Source organism: Pelagovum sp. HNIBRBA483 (assembly GCF_040931995.1).
In the GTDB taxonomy this organism is placed as follows: Bacteria; Pseudomonadota; Alphaproteobacteria; order Rhodobacterales; family Rhodobacteraceae; genus JAEPMR01.
The window spans coordinates 2,765,432-2,789,825 of the sequence record NZ_CP162412.1 but is presented as its reverse complement, the minus strand read 5'-3'; the positions used below and the strand labels follow the sequence as shown (position 1 = coordinate 2,789,825).

The window sequence follows — 24,394 nt, the reverse complement described above, 5'->3', positions numbered from 1 at the left end:
GTCGCCTCAACGCGAGGCATGGAAGATCTTGCCAAGCGATCCCGGCGCACGTCCGGCTGACATAATGACAAGAACAATGATCGTCGCAAGGTATGGCGACATGGAAAGATATTCGACGGGGATCGCAAGCCCTGCTGCCTGAAGGTTCAGCTGCAAGACGGTCACTCCGCCGAATAGATAGGCACCGAGCAAAAGACGGCTCGGCTTCCAGCTTGCAAATACCACGATAGCAAGGGCAATCCAGCCAGCGCCGGCGGTCATGCCCTCGGTCCATTGTGGCACGCGGACGAGGCTGATGTAGGCGCCGCCAAGCCCTGCGCAGGCGCCGCCGAAGCCTATGGCAAGGAAGCGGATAAAGATGACGTTGTAGCCCAATGCGTGCGCCGCGTCGTGGTTTTCACCCACGGCGCGCAGAATCAGGCCAGCCCGCGAATACTTGAGAAACGCCCAGACAGCGCCCACGATCAGCAGCCCAACATAGACCATCGGGTCATGCTGGAAAACAATTGGGCCAATGACGGGAATGTCGCCCAGAAGGGGGATATGCCAGTCGGGGAAGTTGGGGGCTTTGATCCCGTTGTAGCCTTGCCCGATGAGCGCTGAGAGGCCGAGGCCGAAAAGCGTCAGCGCGAGGCCGGTGGCAACCTGATTGGACAGGAGGAACTGGGTCAGGAAAGCGAAGAGCATGGACAGCGCCGCGCCGCCAAGCGCCGCGCAGATGAAGCCGAGCCAAGGCGAGCCGGAGTGGTAGGCAACGACAAAGCCGCAGACCGCGCCGGTGATCATCATGCCTTCGACGCCGAGGTTCAGCACGCCTGCGCGTTCGACCACCAGTTCGCCAATCGCGGCGAGCAGGATCGGGGTGGAGGCGACCATCAGCGAGGCCAGCAGCAGGATCGGGTTGATTGAAGAGAAATCCATTACGCGGCCTCCGACTTGGCAAGAACGATGCGGTAGTTGGTCAGCACATCCACGGCGAGGAGGAAGAACAGAAGCATCCCCTGAAACAGCTGGATCGCTGCGCCGGGCAGGCCGAGGGTCAGCTGGGCGATTTCGCCGCCGATATAGGTCAGCGCCATCAGGAGTGCCGCCAAGAGGATACCCACCGGATGCAGCCTTCCGAGGAAGGCCACGATGATCGCTGTGAAGCCGTAGCCCACGTTGAAATCAATCGAGACTTGGCCCGAGGGGCCAGCGACCTCGAACAGGCCCGCAGCACCTGCCAGCGCACCCGAAAGGCCCATGCAGATCAGCACGAGGCGCTTGGGGTTCACGCCGGAGAAGGCTGCGGCCTTGGGGCTTTGCCCTGCAAGGCGGACATTGAAGCCGAACATATGCCGCGAGAGCGCGATATAGGCGAAGATCACCGCGATGAAGGCAAAGACAACGCCCCAGTGCATGCCAGTGCCGGAGATGAGTTCGAGGTTTTGGCTCGACGTGATCTGGCCCAGGTTGCGGCTGCCGGGGAAGCCCATGCCCTCTGGATTGCGGAGGAGGCCGAGCGACATCGAGGCCAGAAGCTGCTCTGCCACATAGACGAGCATCAGGGAAACAAGGATTTCGTTGGTGCCAAAGCGCACCCGCAGGAAGCCGGGGATCAGCGCCCAGAGCATGCCCCCTGCAAAGCCTGCGATAATCATCAGGGGGAAGATCAGCCAGCGGGCCTCCATCGGGTAGAAGGCAAGCCCCACCGCCGCGCCGCATATCGCGCCGATGATATACTGGCCTTCAGCGCCGATATTCCACACGCCCGCGCGGAAGCCGAAGGACAGGCCAATGGCGATGAGCATCAGCGGGCCGGCTTTGACCAGAAGTTGCGGCAGCGAGTAGCTGGCGAACTGGCCGAACATCGGATCCCAGAAGATGGTGCGGATGGCGATCAGGGGGTCTTTGCCCAGTGCGGCGAACAGGATGCCGCCCATAACCATGGTGATCGCGACCGCCAGAAGCGGGGTGGTGTAGGTCCATACCTGTGAGGGCTGGGGGCGTTTCTCAAGCCTCAACATGGGCCACCTCCATATCATGAGCGCCGCCGAGCATCAGGCCGATCTCTTCGACCGTCAGGCCTTGGGCGGGGCGCGGGGCTGACAGGGCACCACCGTTGAGAGCGGCGAAGCGGTCAGAAATTTCCATCAATTCGTCGAGGTCTTGGGAGATCACCACGACGGCTGCGCCGTCGGCGGCCAGATCAAGGAGCGCCTGCCGGATCGCAGCGGCGGCGGAAGCATCGACGCCCCATGTGGGCTGGTTGACCACAAACACGCGGGGTTTTTGCATGATTTCGCGGCCGATGACGAATTTTTGCAGGTTGCCACCGGAGAGCGACCGCGCCGCATTGTCGGGGCCGGGGGTGCGGACATCAAAGGCCTTTATCACCTCTTCGGCAAAGCTGCGGGCCTTGTGCCATTGGACGAAGCCGTTCTTGGTGAGCCCCATGCGGACGGTGCCGGTGAGGGTGGCATTCTCGGTCAGGCTCATATCGGGGGCGGCGGCATGGCCGTTGCGCTCCTCCGGCGCGGCGCAGAGGCCGCGCGCGCGGCGGGCATTGGGCATCAGGTGGCCGATCGACTGGCCGTTGAGCGATACCATGCCCGCACCAGTGCGCATCTCGCCGGAGAGGGCGGCGACGAGTTCGTCCTGACCGTTGCCCGCGACGCCGCCGATACCGAGCACTTCGCCGGCGCGGACATCAATGGAGATGTCCTTGAGCGCCGTGCCGAAGCGGTGCGGCGCGGGGGCGGAGAGCGATTTGATCGAGAGTACGACCTCGCCTGGGTCTTTGGCCTCGCGCTCGGGGGTATGGAGGGTGGAGCCGACCATCATCTCGGCCATTTCGCGGGCCGATGTCTGGCGCGGGTCACAGGTGCCGACGACCTTGCCCAAACGCAGGATCGTGGCGCTTTCGCACAGGGCGCGGATCTCTTCGAGCTTGTGGGAAATGTAGAGGATGGCGGTGCCTTCAGACGAGAGGAGCCGGAGCGTCTCGAACAGGATCTCGACCTCTTGCGGGGTGAGCACGGAGGTGGGTTCGTCCATGATCAGGAGCTTGGGGTCTTGTAGAAGGCAGCGGATGATTTCGACCCGCTGACGCTCACCGGCGGAGAGATCGCCGACGATCCGCGAAGGATCAAGCGGCAGGCCATAGGTTTCGGACACGTCACGGATGCGGTCGGCCAGATCGCCCATTGCGGGCGGGTTTTCCATGCCAAGGGCGATATTCTCGGCCACGTCGAGCGCGTCAAAAAGCGAGAAATGCTGGAACACCATCGCGATACCGGAGGCGCGGGCGGAGCGTGGTTCGGCGGGGGCGAAGGGCTTGCCTTCGAGGGTCATCGTGCCGGTGTCGGGCTTGACGAGGCCGTAGATCGTTTTGACCAGCGTGGACTTTCCAGCGCCGTTTTCGCCCAAGAGCGCGTGGACCTCACCCTTGCCGATCTGGAAGGAGACATCGCTGTTGGCGACGACCCCCGGATAGGCCTTGGTCAGGCCGTCGAGTTCAAGCAGTGTCTCTCTCACTGGATAACGTCCCCCTGTTATCTGTTTGTTTTTGCACCTGTCTGAGCAGGCTTGTTGCGACCCCGAGCGCGATGGCGTGCGGGTGTTTTCCTAATGACGGGTCCCCGATGGGGCAAGCGATACGCGCAATTTGTTCGTGACTGTGGCCGAGTGCGGCAAGGCGACTGCGGAAGCGCGCCCATTTTGTGGCGGAACCGATCAGGCCGAGGCTGGCGAAGCCGTGGCCGAGAAGCGCGTAGCAGAGCGCAAGGTCCAGCTCGTGGCTGTAGGTGAGCACGATATGATCCGCGTCGCGAGGCGCATGCGGGGTGAGGCGCGTAGGCTCAGCTGCGGGGAGGATCGTGACACCCTCAGGGATATGCGCGGGGAACCGTTCGCGGGCGGTGTCGACCCATGTGATGGAAAGATCGGGCAGCGGGGCCAGCACATCGACAAGCGCGCGGCCCACATGACCTGCGCCCCAGACCCAGAGCGGGCGGCCTTGTGGCAAAGCGGATTCGACGATCCAGCCGTCTTGCTCGAACGGGGCGAAGCTGTCGCCCAGATGCGGCAGGCGGCGGGTGAGGCTCGCGGGCATGGCTGCGCCCTGTTGCAGAGGGCGGGCGAAGGGGAAGTGCTGCGGCAGGGTGGCGGCGTTGAACCGTTCCCAGACGAGGGTGACTGCGCCGCCGCAGCATTGGCCGAGCGCGGGGCCGAGCGGGAGCGTGCGGTGTTGTATTGCGTTGTCGCTGTTCAGCAATGTAAGGGCCTCAGTAATGGCCTGCCACTCGAGCGTGCCGCCGCCGATGGTGCCGGACATGCCGTCGGCCCAGACGAGCATGGAGGTGCCACCGTCGCGCGGGGCGGAACCGGCGCTGCGCAGCACAAGGATGCGGACCACCGTGCCATGATCCGCGACCGCAGCCGCGAGGGTGTCACGGTCAAAGCTCATCCGCGTGCCCGTTTGATTGCGGCGAGGAGGTTCTCCGCCGTGGCGGGCGCGCGGAGATCGGGGTAGTTCGGGCCGCAGGCGGTGGCCGCATTGGAAAGCGCAAGATAGGCGGAAATGCCCAGCATGAAGGGCGGCTCGCCCACTGCTTTGGAGCGGTAGATCGTGGCTTCGGGGTTTTCGCCATCCCAGAGGGCCACGTTAAACTCGCGGGGGCGGTCCGAACAGGCGGGGATTTTGTAGGTGGAAGGCGCATGGGTGCGCAGGCGGCCGGCATCGTCCCAGACGAGCTCTTCGGTGGTGAGCCAGCCTGCCCCTTGGACATAGGCGCCTTCGACCTGCCCGATGTCGAGCGCTGGATTGAGGCTCTTGCCCACATCATGGAGGATATCGGCACGGAGTATGCGGTTCTCGCCGGTAAGGGTATCGACGACGACCTCGGTGATCGCAGCGCCATGGGCGAAGTAGAAGAACGGGCGGCCATGGCCCGCGATGCGGTCCCAGCTGAGATCGGGGGTTTTGTAAAAGCCGGTGGCCGAGAGGCTGACGCGGTTCTGATAGCAGGTGGCGGCGGCCTCGGCGAAGCTCATGCTTTCGCGGCCGATCTGGACGCGGCCATCGCTAAATTGCACTTTGTCAGCGGTTGTTTGGTGGAGCGCAGCCAGAGCCTCGGCCATGCGGTCACGGATGGTGTCGCAGGCGATCTTGGCGGCCATGCCGTTGAGGTCAGAGCCGGATGACGCGGCGGTGGCGGATGTATTGGGCACTTTGGCGGTATCGGTCGCGGTGATCTTCACCAGCGAGGGATCAACACTGAAGCGGGACGCGGCAACTTGCGCTACCTTCTGAAAAAGGCCCTGGCCCATTTCAGTGCCGCCGTGGTTGAGGTGGATCGAGCCGTCTTGATAGACATGCACCAGCGCACCGGCCTGATTAAGATGGGTCAGGGTGAATGAAATGCCGAACTTTACCGGAGAATAGGCGATGCCGCGTTTCATCAGCGGGTTGGCGTCGTTCCATTCTGCGATTTCGACGCAGCGGGCGGAATAGTCGCTTTGCGCCACCAAGCGCTCGGTCATTTCGTGCAGGAGGAAATCGCGCACTTCCATCCCGTAGGGGGTGGTATTGTTGGTAACCTTTCCGGCGCGGACATCGGCCATCGGAGCATAAAAATTCGTCTGCCGAACGGAGAGCGCATCGCGGCCAAGGTAATGCGCGATATGATCCATCACCCGTTCGATGCCCAAGACGCCCTGCGGACCACCGAAGCCACGATAGGCGGTGGCGGATTGGGTGTTGGTCTTGAGCCGGTGAGAGGTGATGCGGACGTGGTCCAGCAGATAGGCGTTATCTGCGTGGAGCATCGCGCGGTCGGCGACGGGGATCGTGAGGTCGAGCGCCCAGCCGCCACGGGTGAACTGCTCGAAGGTGATGCCGGTTATGCGGCCCTCGTCATCGAAGCCGACGTCATAATCGATGCGGAAGTCGTGGCGCTTGCCGGTGATGACCATATCGTCGTCGCGGTCATAGCGCATTTTGCAGGCGCGGCCGGTGGCGCGGGCGGCAATGGCGCAGGCACAGGCAAGTGCGTTGCCTTGGCTCTCTTTGCCGCCGAAGCCGCCGCCCATGCGCCGCGCTTCGACGCGCACAGCGTTCATCGGGACGCCAAGGGCTTCGGCCACTTTGTGCTGAATTTCGGTGGGGTGTTGGGTGGAGGAATGCACCACCATATCGCCGCCTTCTTGTGGAAGGGCGAGGGCGGCTTGGCCTTCGAGGTAGAAATGCTCCTGACCGCCCATTTCGAGCCGCCCTTGCAGGCGGTGGGTGGCGGAGGTGAGCGCGGTATCGGCGTCACCCTTGGTCCATGTGCGGGGGCCATCCTCGAAATAGCTGCCGGCGGCGAGGGCGTCATCCACTGTCAGGATCGGGGTTTCGGCCTCATAGCTGATCTCGGCCAGCCGCGCGGCGCGGCGGGCAGCGTGATGGGAGGATGCGACCACCAGAAAGATCGGTTGACCGACATAATGGACCGTGCCGTCCGACAGGAGCGGCTCGTCGTGGATCGAGGGGGAGACATCATTGGCGAAGGGCAGGTCATCCGCCGTCAGCACCGCGACAACGCCTGACGCGGCGCGCACAGAAGCGAGATCAAGCGCGGTGATGCGGCCGCGTGCGACGGTCGAGAGGCCGAAGGCGAGGTGCAGCGTGCCAGCGGGAACTGGGATGTCATCAATATAGCGGGCTTGGCCGGTGACGTGCAGTGGGCCGCTGTCATGGGGGAGGGGCTTGTGGACGCTCATGGCTGCACCTCCAGCACATTCACCGTCTGACCGGCGAGATCGTAGAAGTAGCGGCGCAGCATGTTTTGTGCGGTTTCCAGCCGGTAAGTGGCGGAGGCACGCATATCGCTGAGAGGGGTGAAATCCTCAGCAAAGGCGTGAAGTGCGGCGGTGATGGTGGCGTCGGTCCACGGTTGGCCGATGAGTGCGGCCTCGACCGCGCTGGCGCGTTTGGGGGTGCCTGCCATGCCGCCAAAGGCGATGCGGGCGGCGGTGACGGTGCCATCCTCGATGGTCACGTTAAACGCGCCGCAGACGGCGGAGATGTCTTGATCGAAGCGCTTGGACAGCTTGTAGACCCGCAGGGCAGGCGCGGATTTGGGCAGGCTGACGCCGATGACCAATTCGCCTGCCGCGCGGTCCTGTTTGCCGTAGTCGATGAAGAAATCTTCGATTGGCAGGTCGCGGGTCACGTCGCGGTGGCGCAGGTGCAGGGTGGCATCCAGCGCGATCAGCACCGGCGGGTTGTCCCCGATGGGGGAGCCGTTGGCGATATTGCCACCGATGGTGGCGGCATTGCGCACCTGTTCGGAGGCGTAGCGGCGGATCATCTCGGCATAGGAAGGATGATAGACCTCCATCAGCTCACGCATGGTGGTCATGTTGACGCCAGCGCCGACGCGGATCAGATCGCCGGAGAGATCAACCTCGCGCAGCTCGGCGCATTGATTGAGGAAGGCGACCTTGGGCAGGTCGCGTTGCTGTTTGGTGACCCAGAGGCCGACGTCGGTCGCGCCTGCAATTAGCGTGGCGTCGGAGTTATCGGCGTACCAAGAGGCGAGCGCGTCGAGCGTGGTCGGGGCGATGTCGATTTCAGCGGCGTCGGTGCCGTGGAGATCGCCATCGAACCAATCGGGCGCTTGCACGCCTTCGAGGGATTCGGCCGCGCGGATGATCGGGGCATAGCCGGTGCAGCGGCAGAGATTGCCTGCCAGAACATTGTCGTGATCGGTGCGCCCCAGCTGATGGGCGGCGACCATCGACGCGATAAAGCCTGGTGTGCAGAAACCGCACTGCGAGCCGTGATGGGCGACCATGGCCTCCTGCACGGGGTGCAGTTCTCCATTCGGGCCGGAAAGCCCCTCGACCGTGCGGACGGATTTGCCGTGCAATTGAGGAAGGAACAGAATGCAAGCGTTGAGCGCCCGGGTGCCGCTGCCATCGCTGACAACAACGGTGCAAGCGCCGCAATCGCCTTCGTTGCAGCCTTCTTTGGTGCCTTTAAGATGATGATCCTCGCGCAGAAAATCGAGGAGTGTACGAGTTGGGGTGGCCGCAACCCGTACGGTCTCTCCGTTGAGAAGAAACGCGATCTCGGTCATGCCTGATCTCTGTCGCCTTCTGTTTTGCGGCTTTGCCGCTTTGCGCTGGTCCGATGCGACGTAAAACCAGCGCCCCCTGTTGTGACAAGCAGGAAAGCCCGACTTTGGCCGCAAGGCAAGTGTGTCACACCCAGAAATGGAAGAAAGACCTTCAAAAAATTGCGAATAGTCAAAAAAGAGGCAGAAAAAGCTATTAAGTTGAATGATATAGACAAGTTTCGCCTGAAGGGTGCGCGGTGAGTGGCAGCGGTGCGATTCCCGCTTTTCGATGGTCGAGGGGTGGGTTAGCTTGCAAGAATGACCAGTCTGCCGCGCTTTATCCACCTCAGAACCCACACGGAATACTCGCTTCTAGAGGGGGCGATTCCCGTCAAGATGTTACCAGAAATGGTGAAGGCGTTTGGCCAGCCTGCGGTGGCTGTGACGGACAGCAACAACCTGTTTTGCGCGCTCGAATTCTCGGAATACGCCAGCAAGGAGGGCATTCAGCCGATCATCGGCTGTCAGGTCGATCTGCAGTATATGGAACCAGAGCCGGGTAAGCGGCCCGAGGCACCGGCACCGGTGGTGCTGCTGGCGCAGTCGGAAGTGGGTTACATGAACCTGATGAAGCTCAACTCTGCGCTCTATGTGGATGCAGGGGGAGAGCTGCCGCATGTGACGCTGGATGATCTGCAACAATATTCAGCGGATCTGATCTGCCTGAGCGGTGGGCCGGATGGTCCTGTTGGGCGGCTGTTGCGGATGGGGCAGCGGCCCAAGGCACAGGCGCTGATGGAGCGGCTGGCGGGGATTTACCCAGATCGGCTCTATGTGGAGTTGCAGCGACACCCCACCGAGGACGGGCTGCCGCAAGCGGAGCGGGATTCGGAACGTGGCCATGTGGAAATGGCCTACGAGATGGGCCTGCCGCTGGTGGCCACGAATGACGCCTATTTCCCGAAAACCGAGCTATACGAGGCGCATGACGCGCTGATCTGTATTGCTGAAGGCGCCTATGTAGATCAGCAGGAGCCGCGCCGTCGGTTGACCGCGCAGCATTATTTGAAATCCACCGAGGAGATGGCGACGCTATTTGCCGATCTCCCCGAAGCGCTGGAAAACACGGTTGAAATCGCCCAGCGCTGTGCGTTCAAAGCCTATAAGCGCGACCCGATCCTGCCGAAGTTCGCGGATGACGAGGTGGATGAACTGCGCCGTCAGGCCAAGGAAGGACTGGCCGCGCGATTGGCGGTGATTCCGCATGCGGCCTCAGTTGAGGAGTATGAAAAGCGGCTGGAGTTCGAGCTGGGCATCATCGAGGGGATGGGCTTTCCTGGATACTTCCTGATCGTTGCGGACTTCATCAAATGGGCCAAGGATCACGACATTCCGGTCGGGCCGGGGCGGGGTTCGGGCGCGGGTAGTCTCGTCGCCTATGCGCTGACGATCACCGACCTTGATCCGCTACGCTATTCGCTGCTGTTCGAGCGCTTTCTGAACCCTGAACGTGTGTCGATGCCGGACTTCGATATCGACTTCTGCATGGATCGCCGGGAGGAGGTGATCCAGTATGTGCAGGAGAAATACGGCCGCGAGAAAGTGGCGCAGATCATCACATTCGGCGCGCTGCTATCGAAGGCCGCTGTGCGGGATGTGGGGCGGGTGCTGCAAATGCCCTATGGGCAGGTGGACCGGCTTTCAAAGATGATCCCTGTGGAGGGGGTGAAGCCTGTTTCCATCGCCAAGGCGTTGCAAGACGAGCCGCGCCTGCGAGAAGAGGCGCGCAACGAGGAGGTTGTTGACCGGCTGCTGACCTATGCGCAGCAGGTGGAGGGGTTGTTGCGGAACGCTTCGACCCACGCTGCGGGCGTGGTGATCGGTGATCGTGCGCTCGACGAGCTGGTGCCGCTCTATCAAGACCCGCGCTCTGACATGCCCGCGACGCAGTTCAACATGAAATGGGTCGAGCAGGCGGGGCTGGTGAAGTTCGACTTTCTGGGCCTCAAGACGCTGACGGTGGTGCAGAACGCGATCAACCTGATCCATAAATCGGGCCGCCCGCTGCATGTGGCCGAGGATGGCAGCACCATCTACGAGCCGTTCGAGGGGGCCGAGAATGACATCGGGCAAATCCCCCTCGATGATGAAAAGACCTACAAGCTCTATTCCAGCGCCAAGACGGTGGCGGTGTTTCAGGTGGAAAGCTCGGGCATGATGGATGCGCTCAAGCGCATGAAGCCCACCTGCATCGAGGATATCGTGGCGCTTGTGGCGCTCTATCGCCCGGGTCCGATGGAGAACATCCCCACCTATTGCGAGGTGAAGAACGGGCAGAAAGAGCTGCAATCCATTCACCCGACCATCGACTATATTCTGGAGGAGACGCAGGGCATCATCGTCTATCAGGAGCAGGTGATGCAAATCGCGCAGGTGATGGCGGGTTATAGCCTTGGCGGTGCAGACCTTTTGCGCCGCGCGATGGGTAAGAAGATCAAAGAGGCGATGGACGCCGAGCGGCCGAAGTTCGTTGAAGGGGCGAAGGCGAACGGGGTCGACAATAAGAAGGCCACCGAGGTTTTCGACCTGCTCGAAAAATTCGCCAACTACGGCTTCAACAAATCCCACGCGGCGGCCTATGCGGTGGTGAGCTACCAGACGGCATGGCTCAAGGCGAACCATCCGGTCGAGTTCATGGCGGGTGTGATGAACTGCGATATTCATCTGACCGACAAGCTGGGCGTTTACTTTCAAGAGGTGAAAAAGGGACTGGAGCTGGATTACATCCCGCCATGCGTGAACCGCTCGCAGGCGACGTTTGACGTGGAGGAGGGCAAGCTCGTTTATGCGCTGGGCGCGCTGAAGAACGTTGGCGTCGAGGCAATGCGGCTGATCGTGGAGGGGCGCGGGGAGCGGCCTTTCGTGAACCTCTTCGATTTTGCGCGGCGGGTGGATATCAAGCGGATCGGTAAGCGGCCACTGGAGATGCTGGCGCGGGCCGGTGCGTTTGACCAGCTCGACAGTAACAGGCGGCGGGTGTTCGAGAGCCTTGATGCGCTGGCAGCCTATTCGGCGGCGGTGCATGAGCAGAAATCCTCGAATCAGGTGTCGCTGTTTGGCGAGGCGGGCGACGACCTGCCCGAGCCGCGCCTACCCAATCGGGATGACTGGTTGCCGGCTGAGCGGTTGGCGGAGGAATTCAAGGCGATTGGCTTCTACCTCTCCGGCCACCCGCTGGATGATTACATCGCGCCGTTGAAGCGTAAGGGTGTGCTGACCCTCGATGAGGTGACAGCGAAGGCCGAGCGTGGTGCCTGTATCGTCAAGATGGCTGGCACGATCGCGGGGCGGCAGGAGCGCAAATCGGCGCGGGGCAATCGCTTTGCCTTTGTGCAGCTGTCCGATCCGACAGGGCAGTATGAAGTGACCATGTTCTCTGACACGTTGGAGGCATGCCGCGATCATCTGGAGACGGGTTCGCAGGTGGTTTTGCAGGTGGAAGCCACGATGGAGAGCGACCAACTGAAGCTTTTGGCGCGCTCGGTATCCCCCATTGACGTGGCTGTGGCGGATGCTGGAAGCAGCGGTTTGCGGGTGTTCATCGAAGAAGAGGGCGCGATTACGACGGTGGCGACGGTGCTGCAAAACGCGGCGCGCGACAAAGTGCGCGGCGGGCGTGGGCCGGTCTATTTCTGCTTGATGGGGCATGGTCTGCCCGGTGAGGTGGAGATTGATCTGGGGCAGGAGTTCCCCGTGAATCCGCAGATCAAGGGGGCCTTACGCAGTTTGGGCGGGGTATTGGAGGTTGAGGAGGTCTGATCACCTCGGCTTTATGACAGCGGGTGGTTGCCTTCGGTGGGCTGGTGGCGCATGAAGCTGTCAGTTCATGACTGCCGGTTGAGTATTATGCCTTTCATTCGCTTTGTTGCCGCAGCCGTTGCGGGGATCGTTACCGCAAGCGGGATCGCCTTTGCCGATCCGAATTTCCCTTTTGAGGAGTTCCCCGAGCATTTGGCGGGTGTGGATACCGGCGTGTTGCTGCCGCCCGATACGTTCAAGGGTTATGTTGGGTCGCAGCAGACGGCGCCGAACACGACCTCCGGCACTGGCAAGCAGACCTATTTTGGCGGCGCGCGTTGGCGGCATGGCAACCAGCCACAAGCGGCGTGGAATATTCAGGTATTCGACGACCCGCCCAATACGCCGATCAACGGGCGGATGACCAACATCACCTATTTCTCGTTTGGGGGGGATTTGAAATTTCCGCTGACCGAGAGTGAAACGTTGTCAGCGGCGCTGCGGGTGGCTGCGGAGGCCGGTTTCTATCGCGCGGGCGGGCCGGATAACACCGCCAAGGGGCGACAGACCTATGGGTTCGGGGTGAGCCTGCCGGTGACATGGCGGCTGACCGAGCGTTGGGCGCTGGGCGCGGATGCGGGCGTGACCTTCCTGCCAGATACCCAGCAGGGCGAAACAGGATTTGGCAAACGGCTGACCGCTGGCGCAAGCGTGATCTGGCAGCCGGTGGACAGGCTCTTCCTCCATGCGGGCGCGAAGGGTGTGCGGCGTGAGCTGGGATCGGCCGCGATTGATGCGCCGAGCGCAACCGATCCGCAGATGCTGTGGTCGCTGGGCGGGCGCTGGGCGCTGACGCCGCAAATGGCGCTGGACCTTTATGCGACCAATGGCTTTGGCGTCTCGCCGATCACCGATGACATGCTGTTTTTCGCGGACAAGCAAAACCCTTCCTTCGGGTTGGTGCTGAGCTATGTGCCAAGCCGCCGTGATGAGCCGATCCCCCGCTATGCGCCGTTTGTCGAAGACCGCGTGGCGGCGCTGCGGCCGGAGGGCTTTGCCGATGGGATCACCATTACCAGCCCACAAACTTTGGCGCCCGATCAACTGCGGGTGCGGGCATCCTATACCGCGAGCGGGAATTATGCGGTGTCGGGGTATTTTACCACCGATCCTGATATCCAGTATGATGTGACGCTGGAGCAATACGCGATTGATGCCGCGACGGGTTTCCGATCTGCGGCGGTGGAGGATCTGCGCTACCAGATCGGTGGGCGCTGGCAGGCGATGGATCAGCGCTATGGGCATCCTGTGAGCCTTGGCTTTCGCACGTTGGTGGGGCGTGACATCCGCAAGCCCACCACCGGCGTGATCTTTGGCGAGGCGATGGCGGCGCGGGAGTTTGGCGACTGGGGGCAACTGGTGCTCAACCCGCGCTATGGCGCAACAGGTTATGGCGGGCGCTACGGAATTGGTCTTGGCGCTTCGGTGGCGCTGGGCGAGCGGACGGTGGTAATGGGCGAGTACAGCTACACTGGCCCTGCGCATGGCGATGTTTGGGCCGTGGGCGTGCGGCATGATCTGGCGGGCACCCCGCTAAGCGTCGAAGCCTTTGCCACCAATGCGGCAGGGCGCGAGGGGATCGGCTCGGTTCTGGCGCGCGGGAGCGCTGATTTTGGCGTGGCGCTGCACTGGGAACGCCGGTTGGGCTGGTTCTGAGTTTTGTGTCAAACATGTAAAAACCCCTGATAAACGGCGAAAAGCCGCTCTGCGCACTTGGTGTTTAGAGGGATGCAGGGTAGAGAGAGCGCGAAGCAACGCACCACATCGGGGTCTGACTTGAAAGAACGTGTCGATACGCTGATCAAGGAGCGCGCTCCGTGGCTGTACAATGGCAAGTGGTATGTCGGCGTGATCAAGCGGAGCCTAGAGCTGCTGCTGGATTACGACCGGACGCTTGAGCGGGGAAACCGCTACAAGGATCTGCCGCTAGACGGAATCATGCGCGAACTGGAAGAACTGATCGCGCGGAAGGTCGAGATTTCGGGGTTGGAGAACCTGCCCCAAGACGGGCCGGTGCTGATCGTTGCGAACCACCCTACCGGCATCGGTGACGGGATCGTGCTCGAACATGTGTTCGGCAAGGTGCGCAAGGATGTGCGTTATTTTGCCAATGGAGACATTAATCGCGTTCTGCCGCAGTTTGAGCAGATCGTTATTCCGGTCGAGTGGCGTACCCAGAAGCGCAGCATGTCGGCGATGCGCAAGACGCTCGAAGCCTATAAGAGCGCGTATGATGCGAATGCGCTGTGCGTGATTTTCCCCTCTGGCCGGATTGCCAAGCGCCGTGGCCGGTGGCTGCACGAGCGGGAATGGATGGCAGGAGCCGCGACAATCGCGCGCAAATACAAGGTGCCGGTGGTGCCGGTTAATGTGCAGGCGAAGAACTCGTGGTTGTTCTATCTTTTTGACTTTTTGCACCCAACCTTGCGCGACATCACGCTGTTTTACGAACTGCTGAACAAGGGCAAAGAACCCTTCAAAGTCACCATCGGGGCGCCGATCTCATCTGAGTCGTTGCCGCGCAATCCTGATGATGCGATCAAGCATTTGCAGACAGCGACGCTGAACCTGCCGCCTGAAGGCTTTGCCTTGGAGGGTTTGCTGCGAGTCTCTAAAACACCGCTTGATCCGGCGCTTGAACGGCGGCGCGGCTATGCGGGTGCTGTGCCATCGCCGTCGCCCTCGCAGGGCGGCTGATCACTCGACGCGCTCAGCTGCGACGCGGAAGAACAGGAGCCGCGTGGCGATCCGCTGGAGCGTGCCTTCACCATCGAATGTGAGCGTCAGTGGCAGGTCTTTCAGGCCGACGATTCCACCATGCCCCGGCCCTGCGACGATTTCATAGCGGCCTTTGCAGACGCTGTTTTCACCTTCAGGCTCGGGTGGTGAGAGGGTGATGTCGACGATCCGGCGACCATCGTAGAAGGACCGCGTTTCGCCGCAGCGGGAGAGGTCGAACAGCGACACAAGTGCTTCGAGCGGCGAGGCAACCGGGCGATCGATGCGTGTAATATCGCTCATCTCGGTCAGGTCGGCGGCGGGTTTGATCACGGTTTCGGTGACAGTGTCGCCCGAAAAGGCCAAACGGTAGTAGCGGGTATCGCCATCTGCGGCGATCCTGTCCGCAAGGAAACTGCGATTGCCGACGCCACGCTGCAAATCCGTTCGCGCGACATAGGTTCCATTGAGGAAGCCGAAGGGCATGTTGTCGGTTTGAGAGTCGAGCCAATGTGCGCCATCGGCTGCGATATTGAGGGTCATGCGCCCGACATCCGCGCCGAAACCCTTGAAGTTAAAGCTCTGCGGCTCGGCGGTCAGCGGGGTGGCGGCGAGGCCAGCAAAGAGTAACAGCAAGGGGCGCAGACGGATCATAACGTACGCTACCAATGCGGGGGCTTCTGATCCGCGAGCGGTACGGAGCTGGAATCGGCGATCTCGCGTTCAGCCTCGCGCTCCATCAAGACCTCGACACGGCGATAGGTAATGGCCAGTTCCTTAGCCTGGCGGGCAACCTCGTCGGAGAGGTCTTCGACCATGCGGGTGAGGTGGGCGATCCGTTCTTCGAGGGCGGTAATATCGGTCATGATCCTGAGATAACCAGTTTTGCCCTTTCCACAAGCGGAATCAGCGGCATCGCCCGTTGCCCCGCATCGCCATGCAGGGTAAAGGCTGGCGCGACCAAGACCTGAGGTTCCGATGGCAAAGCAGAAGAAACAGCCCCGGCCCAAGGCGATTACGCCAAAGGGCTTTCGCGATTATTTTGGCGCTGAGGTGACAGAGCGCGCCGAGATGCTGCAACAGATTGCGGGCGTGTATCATCGCTACGGCTTCGATGCGCTGGAATCGAGCGCGGTGGAAACTGTCGAAGCTTTGGGGAAATTCCTGCCGGATGTGGACCGCCCGAACGAGGGTGTCTTTGCTTGGCAGGAGGATGACAGCGACTGGGTGGCGCTGCGCTATGACCTGACCGCGCCGCTGGCGCGGGTTTATGCACAGTACCGCAACGACCTGCCGACGCCCTACCGCCGCTATGCGATGGGGCCTGTCTGGCGCAACGAAAAGCCGGGGCCGGGGCGGTTTCGGCAGTTCTATCAATGCGATGCAGATACCGTTGGCGCGCCGAGCGTCGCTGCTGACGCCGAGATTTGCGCGATGCTCAGCGATACGCTGGAAACCGTTGGCATTCCGCGCGGAGATTATGTGGTCCGTGTCAATAACCGCAAGGTGCTGAACGGCGTGCTGGAGGCGATGGGCCTTGGCGACGATCAGGATCGCAAGGATGCTGTTCTGCGCACCATCGACAAGTTCGACAAGGTGGGCGAGGACGGTGTGCGCCAGCTTTTGGGCAAGGGGCGGCTTGATGCCTCGGGCGCGTATATTGACGGGGTTGGCTTGAGCGATGCGGAAATGGCCCCAGTTCTTGGCTTCATCAACTACTTTGCTTTCGTTCAGAACAAGCTTTCCTTAGAAGCAAGCCAAGCATACGACGAGGGAAATGCAGGACGGGGCGAGCAATTGGATCGCGCGCGCTATTGCGTTTCGCCTGAGTTCAAAGACGATCCCGTTTCATCTGACCCAGAAGCACTTTCGATCTGGAACTCTCGCGTCTTCAACCACCTGAGAGATATTGTTGGGTCTTCGGATATTGGGTTCTCTGGCGTCGAAGAACTTCGCGAAATGTTCGAACTGTTGCAGGCGCAAGGCTATGGTGCAGATCGAATTCGGGTCGACCCCTCTGTCGTCCGCGGCCTTGGCTATTATACCGGCCCTGTGTTCGAAGCGGAGCTGACCTTTGAAATCCTCGATGAAAAGGGCCGCCCGCGGCAGTTCGGCTCGGTCGCTGGTGGCGGGCGCTATGATGATCTGGTGAAACGCTTCACGGGGCAGGAAGTGCCTGCGACGGGTGTATCCATCGGGGTGGACCGTTTGCTTGCTGCGCTGCGGGCGAAGGGGCGGATCGGAGCGGATGCGGCGCAGGGGCCGGTGGTTGTTACCGTGATGGATCGTGACCGGATGGCCGACTATCAGGCGATGGTGGCCGAGCTGCGCAATGCGGGCATTCGGGCCGAGGTCTATCTGGGCAATCCGAAGAACTTTGGCAACCAGTTGAAATACGCCGACAAGCGCAATGCGCCGGTGGCGGTGATCGAAGGCACGGCGGAAAAGGATGCCGGCGTGGTGCAGATCAAGGATTTGATCCTTGGTGCCGAAATCGCCAAGAGCGCCAGCCTTGACGAATGGAAAGACCGCCCGAGCCAATACGAGGTCGCGCGGGGTGATCTGGTGGCGAAGGTACGGGAAATCCTCGACGGGCAGGGTGGATCGTGACCATTTCGGCGGCAGGACGGGCGGAAGCGGCGCGGATCGCCGCGCAGTTCGCGGCGGCGGGAGCGCTGCCGGTGGAAGCGGCGATATTGCAGCCCGCCGATACGCTCTTGGACCTATATGGTGAGGACATCCGCGCGCGGGCCTATGTGACGGCTGATCCGCTGGCGGGCGAGTTGATGCTGCGGCCCGATTTCACCGTGCCGGTGGTGCAGATGCATATGGAAAGTCAGGCGGAGCCTGCCCGCTATACCTATTGCGGCGAAGTGTTCCGCAAACAGGAAAGCGACGAGCGTCGACCGCATGAATTCTTGCAGGTGGGTTACGAGGTGTTTGACGGTAAAGCCCCTGCGCAGGCGGATGCGGAAGTGTTCGCGGTGATCGCCAAGGCGCTCGACGGTTTGTCGCTGCGGGCGGCAACGGGGGATTTCGGGATTTTGATGGCCGCTGTGAGCGGGCTGGCAACCAGCGAGGCCCGCAAAGCCGCGCTGATGCGTCATTTGTGGCGGCCGCGGAGGTTCAGGGCGCTGTTGGATCGCTTTGGTGGAAAGATCGCTCCACCTGCGAGCCGTATAGCGCTGCTGAACGCGGATGATCCGTTCGCCGGTTCTGGCGCGGAATTTGGCCTTCGGAGCCGTGGTGAGGTGGAAAAGCGGATCGATGCGCTGCGGCAGGACACGGCGCTGTCCCCGATTTCTGCTGAGGAGATCTCTCTGCTCGATATGATCCTCTCGCTCAGGGAAACGGCGCAAAACGTGCTGGCGAACTTGCGTGATATTGCGGTGGATCTGCCTGCCATCGGCGCTGCGGTGGATCGCTTGGAAGAGCGCCTTGAAGCTATGGCGGCGCGTGGCATCGACGTGGCGACGCTGGAGTTCGAAGGCAGCTACGGGCGCACGTCGATGGAGTATTATGACGGCTTTGTCTTTGGTTTCTATGCGGCTGACAGGCCCGACCTGCCGCCGGTAGCGACGGGCGGGCGCTATGATGCGCTGACGCGGGTTCTTGGGCAGGGGCGTGCTGTACCTGCCGTTGGCGCGGTGATCCGGCCGGAGGTGGTTGTGAGCCTCGGGGAGGGCGCGGCATGACGATCAAGCTCGGTGTGCCGTCCAAGGGGCGGCTGATGGAAAAGACCTTTGACTGGTTCGGATCACGGGGCGTTGCGCTCGCCAAGACCGGATCGGAACGGGAATATTCTGGCGTGGTCGAAGGGGTAGAGGGTGTCGAGCTGGTGCTCCTGTCGGCTGGCGAAATCCCCCGTGAACTGGCCGCTGGCCGCATTCATCTAGGGGTGACGGGCTCTGATCTGGTGCGCGAGAAGCTGGCGAATTGGGGTGCGCGGGTCAAGGAAGTGGCACCGATGGGGTTTGGCGGTGCTGACCTGATTATCGCGGTGCCGAATTTCTGGGTTGATGTGGATACGCTTGATGACCTCGACGCGGCTGCGGCGGCGTTTCGTAGAGCGCACGGATTCCGCTTGCGGATTGCCACGAAGTATCACCGGCTGGTGCGGGATTTCCTGCAAGCCAATGGTGTGGCCGATTACCAGTTGGTCGATAGCCAAGGCGCCACCGAAGGCACCGTGCGCAACGAAACGGCCGAGGCGATTGCGGATATCACCTCGACCGGAGAGACATTGCGTGCGAACGGGTTGAAAATCCTGTCAGACGGATTGATCCATTCAAGCCAAGCGACACTGTTCAAAAGCCGCGCGGCGGATTGGGACGGGGACAACCGCGACATTTGGCGGAATCTGGAGCAAGTGCTGGGCGTCTGAGCCGCTTGCTTACCAGTTGCGGCAGCGCTGGAGGCTTGTCCGGTGAAGTGCATCACTTGCGTCGATGCTCAGGGGCATGCTGTGCGCGGCGGTGAGGTCGTTTTCAGTCAGGCCGATATCTTTCAGATTGCGGGCGTCCAGCTCTCGCAGGGCGCGGGCATCTGACTGGCGGCGGCGCAGTTCGTTGGCGGTAGCAATCAGGCGGTGCCAAAGGAGCCGGGCGGTGGCCTTCTCATGGCGGGACGGGATGAAGATATTGGTGGTGAAGCTGGTCATTGTCAGTCTCCTCGGGTTGCGTTTCGTGATGCACCCAGACTGACCGGGAAGCGCCTTTTTCGGGTAGTGCAGGAAATGAACTCTCGCCGGTACAGATTGTGAACTGGATCGCGCTGGAGGGGTTGTGGCACTCTATGACCATGGAGGTGCCGATCATGAACAAGAAGCCATACGGACTTATTTGCCCGATAACGCGTGCCTGTGACGTTCTCGAGCCGCGCTGGACGATCCTGATCGTATCGGAGATCTGGGCCGGATCGACGAAGTTCAACGAGATCCGGCGTGGTGTTGGCAGCATTTCTCCCGCGCTGCTCTCGAAACGGCTGAAAGATCTGGAAGAGCTTGGCATGATCGAGCGGGTCGAAGATCCGGCGACGGGTGCGGTTGATTACATCCGGACGCAAATGGCGATTGATCTGGAACCTGCGCTGAATGCGATGGCGGTTTGGGCGCAGAAATATATCGAGGCCGAGATCGCGTGCGAGGCGAACCTCTCCTCGCTGACGTGGAAGATGCGGAAATATATCGTGCCGGAAGAATTGCCCCAGCGCCGCGTGGTGATCCGGTTTCATTTCAAGGATGACGATCTGGACTATGACACCTACTGGATCGTTGTGAAGCCGGGGGAGCCGGTGCAGATTTGCTCCTCTATCCCCGGATTTGAGGTTGATCTGTGGGTCGAGACGACGGTTGCATCGTTGAGCGCGGTGATCTTAGCCCGTTCCACCGTTGCGCGCGAGATCGAAGCGGAGCGGATGTTCGTCACGGGCGACGCGTTGCTGGCGCGGACGATGCAGCGCTGGCTCTATGTGACGACGATTATTCCTGATGGTGGCCCGCGCCCGTTTATGGCGGGTGAGACGCGGCAATCAGAGGTGATGCAGCACTAGTCGGTTGCGAGGGCTTTGCCCGCGATCATTTCACGGTCGATTTCGGCTGCTTCGCTGACCCAAGCCTTGAAGGCTTCGACCTTGGGCGCGGTCCAGACCTCCTGACTGGCGATGAGGCAGATCTCCCCGCGCGGGGACTGTGCTGCCATATCGGGGAAAGGCGCGACGAGTGCGCCGGAGGTCAGTTCGTCTTTGCATAGGACGAGATCAGCCATGACGACGCCGATACCCATGACGGCGGCCTTTGTCGCCATATCGAGATTGGGAAACTGTTGGCCCGCGTTTGGATTGATGCCGGCCTCAGGGAAACAAACGGCCCACTCTCTCCAGTCTTCGTGGGTTTTTGACTCATGAAGCAACTCGCAGGCGGCGAGTGAGGTCGGGTCCGCCATTGGGTGCGCACGGAGATAATCCGGCGCACAGGCGGGAATCATGGTGATGGGGAAGAGGGGCAGTGTCTCCACCGTTTTGGCGCGTGATGGCCAGTTGGTGACTGAAAAGGCGACATCCACCTCCTGCGGCGCAAAGCCACCATTGGGATGAAAGTCGGTCGTCAGTTGGAGCTGGATGTCAGGGTGGCGTTCGCGAAAGCTGTCGAGCTTTGGGATCAGCCAGCGGATCGATGTACCAGGGGGGCAGAGCACCCGCAGAACCGACGCATCTGAGGCGAGCTTTTGAGCCTCCGCCGAAATCATTGCGAACGCATCTGCCAATACCGGCTGGAGCCGCCTGCCAGCGGGGGTCAGACGGACGCCTTGGGCATGGCGAACGAAAAGCTGAACGCCGAGATGATCCTCGAGAAGTTTGACATGGCGGCTGATGGCGCCGCGCGTAACGTGCAATTCCTCCCCCGCCGCAATGAACCCTTGGTGGCGGGCGGCGGATTCAAAGGCGCGTAGGGCGTTGAGAGGTGGCAGTTTCAACATAGCATAGGTTCAATTTATCTGATCCTAAGGATACAGAAACTTGGTTTGTTTGCAATGTTCTGGTCTGCGATAATCAACAAAAATGGGGATATATCGCAAATGCAGAAAGTTTTTGTACTTCCACGTCATCACAAGTTGTTCAGTTTTTCTTTCATCGAGACGTTTGGGGGATTTGCCTTTTTCAAGCGTGGGGATGATCAGGGTGATCCTTTTCAAGATGACCTAAAGCGCTTGGCCGAGGCCGCGCCGCATGTGCTGGAAGATATCGGATTTGCGCGGAGCATCTCTCCGGCCGGCGAAACCGTTTGGCGCCGAAACGGAACATCTGCCGTGATCCGGCGTGGCGGCGGGCGCGTGAGCGTGGATGCGGGGTGAGGGAGGTTTGCTACAGCACGCCGATTTTGGCGAGTTCCGCCGATAGCTGCGGGGGGATGGCCTCCTCGCCGGCGCTGCCTTGGGTGCGCAGGTCAGCAGGGGCGTCGGCGGGGCTGAGGTAGCGCCAGCCCTGAAAGGCGCGTTTCTGTGTGGGATTAACGCGCACCAGCGTCGGATCGAGCACAATGGCGCAGCGGCGGACGCCATCGCTGCCATGCACCTCGTCGAGCCGGACGATGCGCTGGCGACAGAGGATCACCCCCTTGATGACCCAATATATCGAGCCGCCGTTCAGGATCTCTTTCTCGCGTTTTGGCCACATGCGGGTGACGTGGCAGGGCAGGCCATCCGGCCCTTTGGCGCGGGGTGAACTTTGCCAAGCAGCAAGATCGGCAATCGCTTCAGTGCCGACGGAGAGTTTGACCAGGTGGGTGTAGTTGCTCATTGGCTTCCTCGCGAGAAGACGTCAGCCTAGCGTGCCTTAAACGAAGATCAAGGGGCGCCACCCCCTATATAGTGTTTGACCCTGAGAAATCTTCTCAATATCTTCTGGGCCTGCTTCCCCTACTCCTGCCAGAGGATCGACCCTATGAGCCGTTTTGCTGCCCCCATCGCTGAACAGATTTGGGATATGAAATACCGTTTCAAAGAGGCGGATGGCACAGCGATAGATGCCAGTGTCGAGGACAGCTGGCGGCGTATTGCGCGGGCGTTGGCGGCGCCTGAATCGAAGCCGGAAGCGTGGGAAGACACCTTCTATGCCGCTTTGGAGGATTTCAAATTCCTGCCAGCAGGCCGGATCACCGCAGGTGCGGGAACGGCGCGCTCGGTCACATTGTTCAACTGTTTCGTCATGGGAACGGTGCCAGATACGATGGGCGGCATCTTCGACGCGCTCAAAGAGGCTGCGCTCACCATGCAGCAGGGCGGCGGAATCGGCTATGATTTCTCGACCATTCGACCGCGCGGCGCGATTGTGAAGGGCGTGGCTGCGGATGCGTCTGGCCCGCTGTCTTTCATGGATGTGTGGGATGCGATGTGCCGCACGATCATGAGCGCAGGATCGCGGCGCGGCGCGATGATGGCAACGATGCGGTGCGACCACCCCGATATTGAGGATTTCATCACAGCGAAATCCGATCCAGCGCGGCTGCGGATGTTTAACATGTCGGTTCTGGTGACGGACCCGTTCATGGAAGCGGTGAAAGCGGATGGCCCTTGGGAGCTGGTGTTTGACGGCAAGATCTACAAGACGGTCGAGGCGCGTGCGCTGTGGGATCAGATCATGCGCTCAACCTACGACTTTGCCGAGCCCGGGGTGATTTTCATCGACCGGATCAACAAGATGAACAACCTCGCCTATTGCGAGACGATTGCCGCGACGAACCCTTGCGGCGAGCAACCGTTGCCGCCCTATGGTGCTTGTCTCTTGGGGTCGATCAACCTTGCACGGTTGGTGGCAGACCCGTTTGAAACCAACGCCAAGCTCGACATTGACGAGATGAGCAGCCTTGTCGCCACCGCCGTGCGGATGATGGACAACGTGGTTGATGCGTCGCGGTTCCCGCTTCCGGCGCAAGAGGCCGAGGCGCAGGCGAAGCGCCGGATCGGGCTGGGTGTGACGGGACTGGCCGATGCGCTGTTGATGATGGGCTTGCGCTACGGGTCGGAGGAGGCCGCCGCTAAGACCGAAGAGTGGATGAAAGCCATCGCGCGCGCGGCGTACTCGGCAAGTGTTGAACTGGCCAAGGAGAAGGGCGCCTTCCCGCTTTTTGATAAGGAGAAGTACCTCGCCTCAGGCGCACTTGAAGAAATGGATGAGGATGTGCGTGCAGCAATCGGCAAGCACGGCATTCGCAACGCGCTGCTGACCTCAATCGCGCCGACGGGTACGATCAGCCTTTATGCAGGCAACGTATCGAGTGGGATCGAGCCTGTCTTTGCCTATGCTTATAAGCGTAAGGTCTTACAGAAAGACGGAAGCCGGACTGAGGAAGAGGTTGTCGATTACGCAGTGCAGATGTGGCGCGACAAGTTCGGTGATGCGCCGTTGCCTGACTATTTTGTCAATGCACAAACGCTGGCGCCGCTCGACCATGTGCGGATGCAGGCGGCAGCACAAAAGTGGATCGACTCAAGCATTTCCAAGACGATCAACTGCCCCGAAGACATCGATTTCGAAGCTTTCAAGAGCGTCTATATGGAGGCCTATGAGACGGGCTGTAAGGGCTGCACGACCTATCGCCCGAACGATGTGACCGGCAGTGTGCTGAGTGTGTCAGAAGACAAGACGCCAGCCGACAGCCCCGCGCCCGTGCGGGAAAATGGTGATGTAATCTATATGTCCGAGCCGCTGGACCGGCCACAGGAGCTGGAAGGTGCCACCTACAAGCTGAAATGGCCCGATAGTGAGCATGCAATATATATCACCATCAATGACTTGGTGGTGGGCGGGCATCGCCGGCCATTCGAGGTGTTCATCAACTCAAAGAATATGGAACATTATGCATGGACCGTGGCGCTGACGCGGATGGTGTCAGCGGTGTTCCGGCGCGGGGGCGATGTTTCCTTTGTGGTTGAGGAGCTGAAGGCGGTGTTCGATCCGCGCGGCGGGGCATGGATGAAGGGCAAATATGTGCCGTCCATTCTGGCGGCCATTGGTGGCGTGATCGAAAAGCACATGATCGCCACCGGATTTTTGGCGGGCGAAGGGCAGGGGCTGAAAAGCGATCCGCAATCCGAGGTGGTCAACCTCGATGCGCCGCGCGGAAAGGCCTGCACCTCCTGCGGATCTTACGAGATGCGGATGGTCGAAGGCTGCATGACCTGTGCATCCTGCGGCTACTCCAAATGCGGCTGATCGCGCCAACATACACCATATAG

20 protein-coding genes are annotated in these 24,394 nt (G+C 61.2%); 9 read left to right on the top strand and 11 right to left on the bottom strand.

Translation table 11 applies throughout. From position 1 onward, the window contains the following. Positions 1 to 6: 6 nt before the first annotated feature. Genes AB1E42_RS13655 through xdhA form a run of 6 tightly spaced genes read right to left on the bottom strand, consistent with a single transcriptional unit; the run spans position 7 to position 8,105 of the window. Entirely contained in the window at positions 7 to 921 is a 915-nt protein-coding gene (locus AB1E42_RS13655; RefSeq protein ID WP_368344787.1) for an ABC transporter permease, read from the bottom strand. Beyond that, complete coding sequence (locus AB1E42_RS13650) at positions 921 to 2,006, bottom strand: ABC transporter permease (protein ID WP_368344786.1); 1,086 nt, start codon at positions 2,004 to 2,006, stop codon at positions 921 to 923. Before AB1E42_RS13650 ends, AB1E42_RS13655 begins: the two co-directional genes overlap by 1 nt. Continuing rightward, positions 1,993 to 3,516 carry an ABC transporter ATP-binding protein gene (locus AB1E42_RS13645; protein ID WP_368344785.1) on the bottom strand — a complete coding sequence of 508 codons (1,524 nt, stop codon included), beginning with the start codon at positions 3,514 to 3,516 and terminating at the stop codon, positions 1,993 to 1,995. The genes AB1E42_RS13650 and AB1E42_RS13645 overlap by 14 nt, the downstream gene beginning before the upstream one ends. After that, complete coding sequence (gene xdhC, locus AB1E42_RS13640; RefSeq protein ID WP_368344784.1) at positions 3,497 to 4,447, bottom strand: xanthine dehydrogenase accessory protein XdhC; 951 nt, start codon at positions 4,445 to 4,447, stop codon at positions 3,497 to 3,499. The genes AB1E42_RS13645 and xdhC overlap by 20 nt, the downstream gene beginning before the upstream one ends. Next, complete coding sequence (gene xdhB / locus AB1E42_RS13635) at positions 4,444 to 6,744, bottom strand: xanthine dehydrogenase molybdopterin binding subunit (RefSeq protein ID WP_368344783.1); 2,301 nt, start codon at positions 6,742 to 6,744, stop codon at positions 4,444 to 4,446. The genes xdhC and xdhB overlap by 4 nt, the downstream gene beginning before the upstream one ends. Next, the gene (gene xdhA, locus AB1E42_RS13630) at positions 6,741 to 8,105 is read right to left on the bottom strand and encodes a xanthine dehydrogenase small subunit (protein ID WP_368344782.1); all 1,365 of its coding nucleotides are present in this window, start codon (positions 8,103 to 8,105) and stop codon (positions 6,741 to 6,743) included. Before xdhA ends, xdhB begins: the two co-directional genes overlap by 4 nt. A 297-nt stretch (positions 8,106 to 8,402) precedes the next feature. On the opposite strand from xdhA, the gene dnaE reads away from it, so the two are divergent. The 3 genes from dnaE to AB1E42_RS13615 all read left to right on the top strand — a co-directional run bounded on the left by dnaE (position 8,403) and on the right by AB1E42_RS13615 (position 14,639). Beyond that, entirely contained in the window at positions 8,403 to 11,903 is a 3,501-nt protein-coding gene (gene dnaE / locus AB1E42_RS13625) for a DNA polymerase III subunit alpha (RefSeq protein ID WP_368344781.1), read from the top strand. A 51-nt stretch (positions 11,904 to 11,954) separates the two neighbouring features. Continuing rightward, positions 11,955 to 13,598, top strand: coding sequence for a hypothetical protein (locus AB1E42_RS13620; protein WP_368344780.1), 1,644 nt, complete (start codon positions 11,955 to 11,957; stop codon positions 13,596 to 13,598). 120 nt (positions 13,599 to 13,718) lie between these two features. Next, complete coding sequence (locus AB1E42_RS13615; RefSeq protein WP_368344779.1) at positions 13,719 to 14,639, top strand: 1-acyl-sn-glycerol-3-phosphate acyltransferase; 921 nt, start codon at positions 13,719 to 13,721, stop codon at positions 14,637 to 14,639. On the opposite strand, the gene AB1E42_RS13610 is transcribed toward AB1E42_RS13615, so the two are convergent. Beyond that, positions 14,640 to 15,329, bottom strand: a complete 690-nt coding sequence (locus tag AB1E42_RS13610; protein ID WP_368344778.1) for a hypothetical protein — start codon at positions 15,327 to 15,329, stop codon at positions 14,640 to 14,642. It lies immediately after the preceding gene. Then, complete coding sequence (locus AB1E42_RS13605) at positions 15,323 to 15,526, bottom strand: SlyX family protein (protein ID WP_368344777.1); 204 nt, start codon at positions 15,524 to 15,526, stop codon at positions 15,323 to 15,325. The genes AB1E42_RS13610 and AB1E42_RS13605 overlap by 7 nt, the downstream gene beginning before the upstream one ends. A 112-nt stretch (positions 15,527 to 15,638) precedes the next feature. Between AB1E42_RS13605 and hisS the strand changes: the two genes are divergently transcribed. The 3 genes from hisS to hisG are packed head-to-tail and all read left to right on the top strand — an operon-like array spanning position 15,639 to position 19,044. Then, positions 15,639 to 17,270 carry a histidine--tRNA ligase gene (hisS, locus tag AB1E42_RS13600; RefSeq protein WP_368344776.1) on the top strand — a complete coding sequence of 544 codons (1,632 nt, stop codon included), beginning with the start codon at positions 15,639 to 15,641 and terminating at the stop codon, positions 17,268 to 17,270. Then, positions 17,267 to 18,355 (top strand): ATP phosphoribosyltransferase regulatory subunit, encoded by a 1,089-nt coding sequence (locus AB1E42_RS13595; protein ID WP_368344775.1) that lies wholly within the window; start codon positions 17,267 to 17,269, stop codon positions 18,353 to 18,355. The genes hisS and AB1E42_RS13595 overlap by 4 nt, the downstream gene beginning before the upstream one ends. Beyond that, a complete protein-coding gene (hisG, locus tag AB1E42_RS13590; protein WP_368344774.1) occupies positions 18,352 to 19,044 on the top strand; it encodes an ATP phosphoribosyltransferase in 693 nt (230 codons plus the stop codon). The genes AB1E42_RS13595 and hisG overlap by 4 nt, the downstream gene beginning before the upstream one ends. 9 nt (positions 19,045 to 19,053) lie before the next feature. Here the strand turns inward: hisG and AB1E42_RS13585 are convergent, their stop codons facing one another. Beyond that, positions 19,054 to 19,320 carry a DUF1127 domain-containing protein gene (locus tag AB1E42_RS13585; RefSeq protein WP_368344773.1) on the bottom strand — a complete coding sequence of 89 codons (267 nt, stop codon included), beginning with the start codon at positions 19,318 to 19,320 and terminating at the stop codon, positions 19,054 to 19,056. Between the two features lie 155 nt (positions 19,321 to 19,475). Here AB1E42_RS13585 and AB1E42_RS13580 point away from each other — a divergent pair, with 155 nt between their 5' ends. Next, positions 19,476 to 20,210: a winged helix-turn-helix transcriptional regulator gene (locus AB1E42_RS13580; RefSeq protein ID WP_368344772.1), complete on the top strand. Its 735-nt coding sequence runs from the start codon at positions 19,476 to 19,478 to the stop codon at positions 20,208 to 20,210. Here AB1E42_RS13580 and AB1E42_RS13575 read toward each other — a convergent pair. Continuing rightward, complete coding sequence (locus AB1E42_RS13575) at positions 20,207 to 21,136, bottom strand: LysR substrate-binding domain-containing protein (protein WP_368344771.1); 930 nt, start codon at positions 21,134 to 21,136, stop codon at positions 20,207 to 20,209. The genes AB1E42_RS13580 and AB1E42_RS13575 overlap by 4 nt on opposite strands. Before the next feature lie 99 nt (positions 21,137 to 21,235). Between AB1E42_RS13575 and AB1E42_RS13570 the strand changes: the two genes are divergently transcribed. Beyond that, on the top strand, positions 21,236 to 21,511 hold the full coding sequence (locus AB1E42_RS13570; RefSeq protein ID WP_368344770.1) for a hypothetical protein: 276 nt from the start codon (positions 21,236 to 21,238) through the stop codon (positions 21,509 to 21,511). A 10-nt stretch (positions 21,512 to 21,521) separates the two neighbouring features. Here the strand turns inward: AB1E42_RS13570 and AB1E42_RS13565 are convergent, their stop codons facing one another. Beyond that, positions 21,522 to 21,956: a DUF1489 family protein gene (locus AB1E42_RS13565; protein WP_368344769.1), complete on the bottom strand. Its 435-nt coding sequence runs from the start codon at positions 21,954 to 21,956 to the stop codon at positions 21,522 to 21,524. Positions 21,957 to 22,100: 144 nt separating this feature from the next. On the opposite strand from AB1E42_RS13565, the gene AB1E42_RS13560 reads away from it, so the two are divergent. Then, entirely contained in the window at positions 22,101 to 24,371 is a 2,271-nt protein-coding gene (locus tag AB1E42_RS13560; protein ID WP_368344768.1) for an adenosylcobalamin-dependent ribonucleoside-diphosphate reductase, read from the top strand. The last annotated feature ends 23 nt before the right edge of the window (positions 24,372 to 24,394 follow it).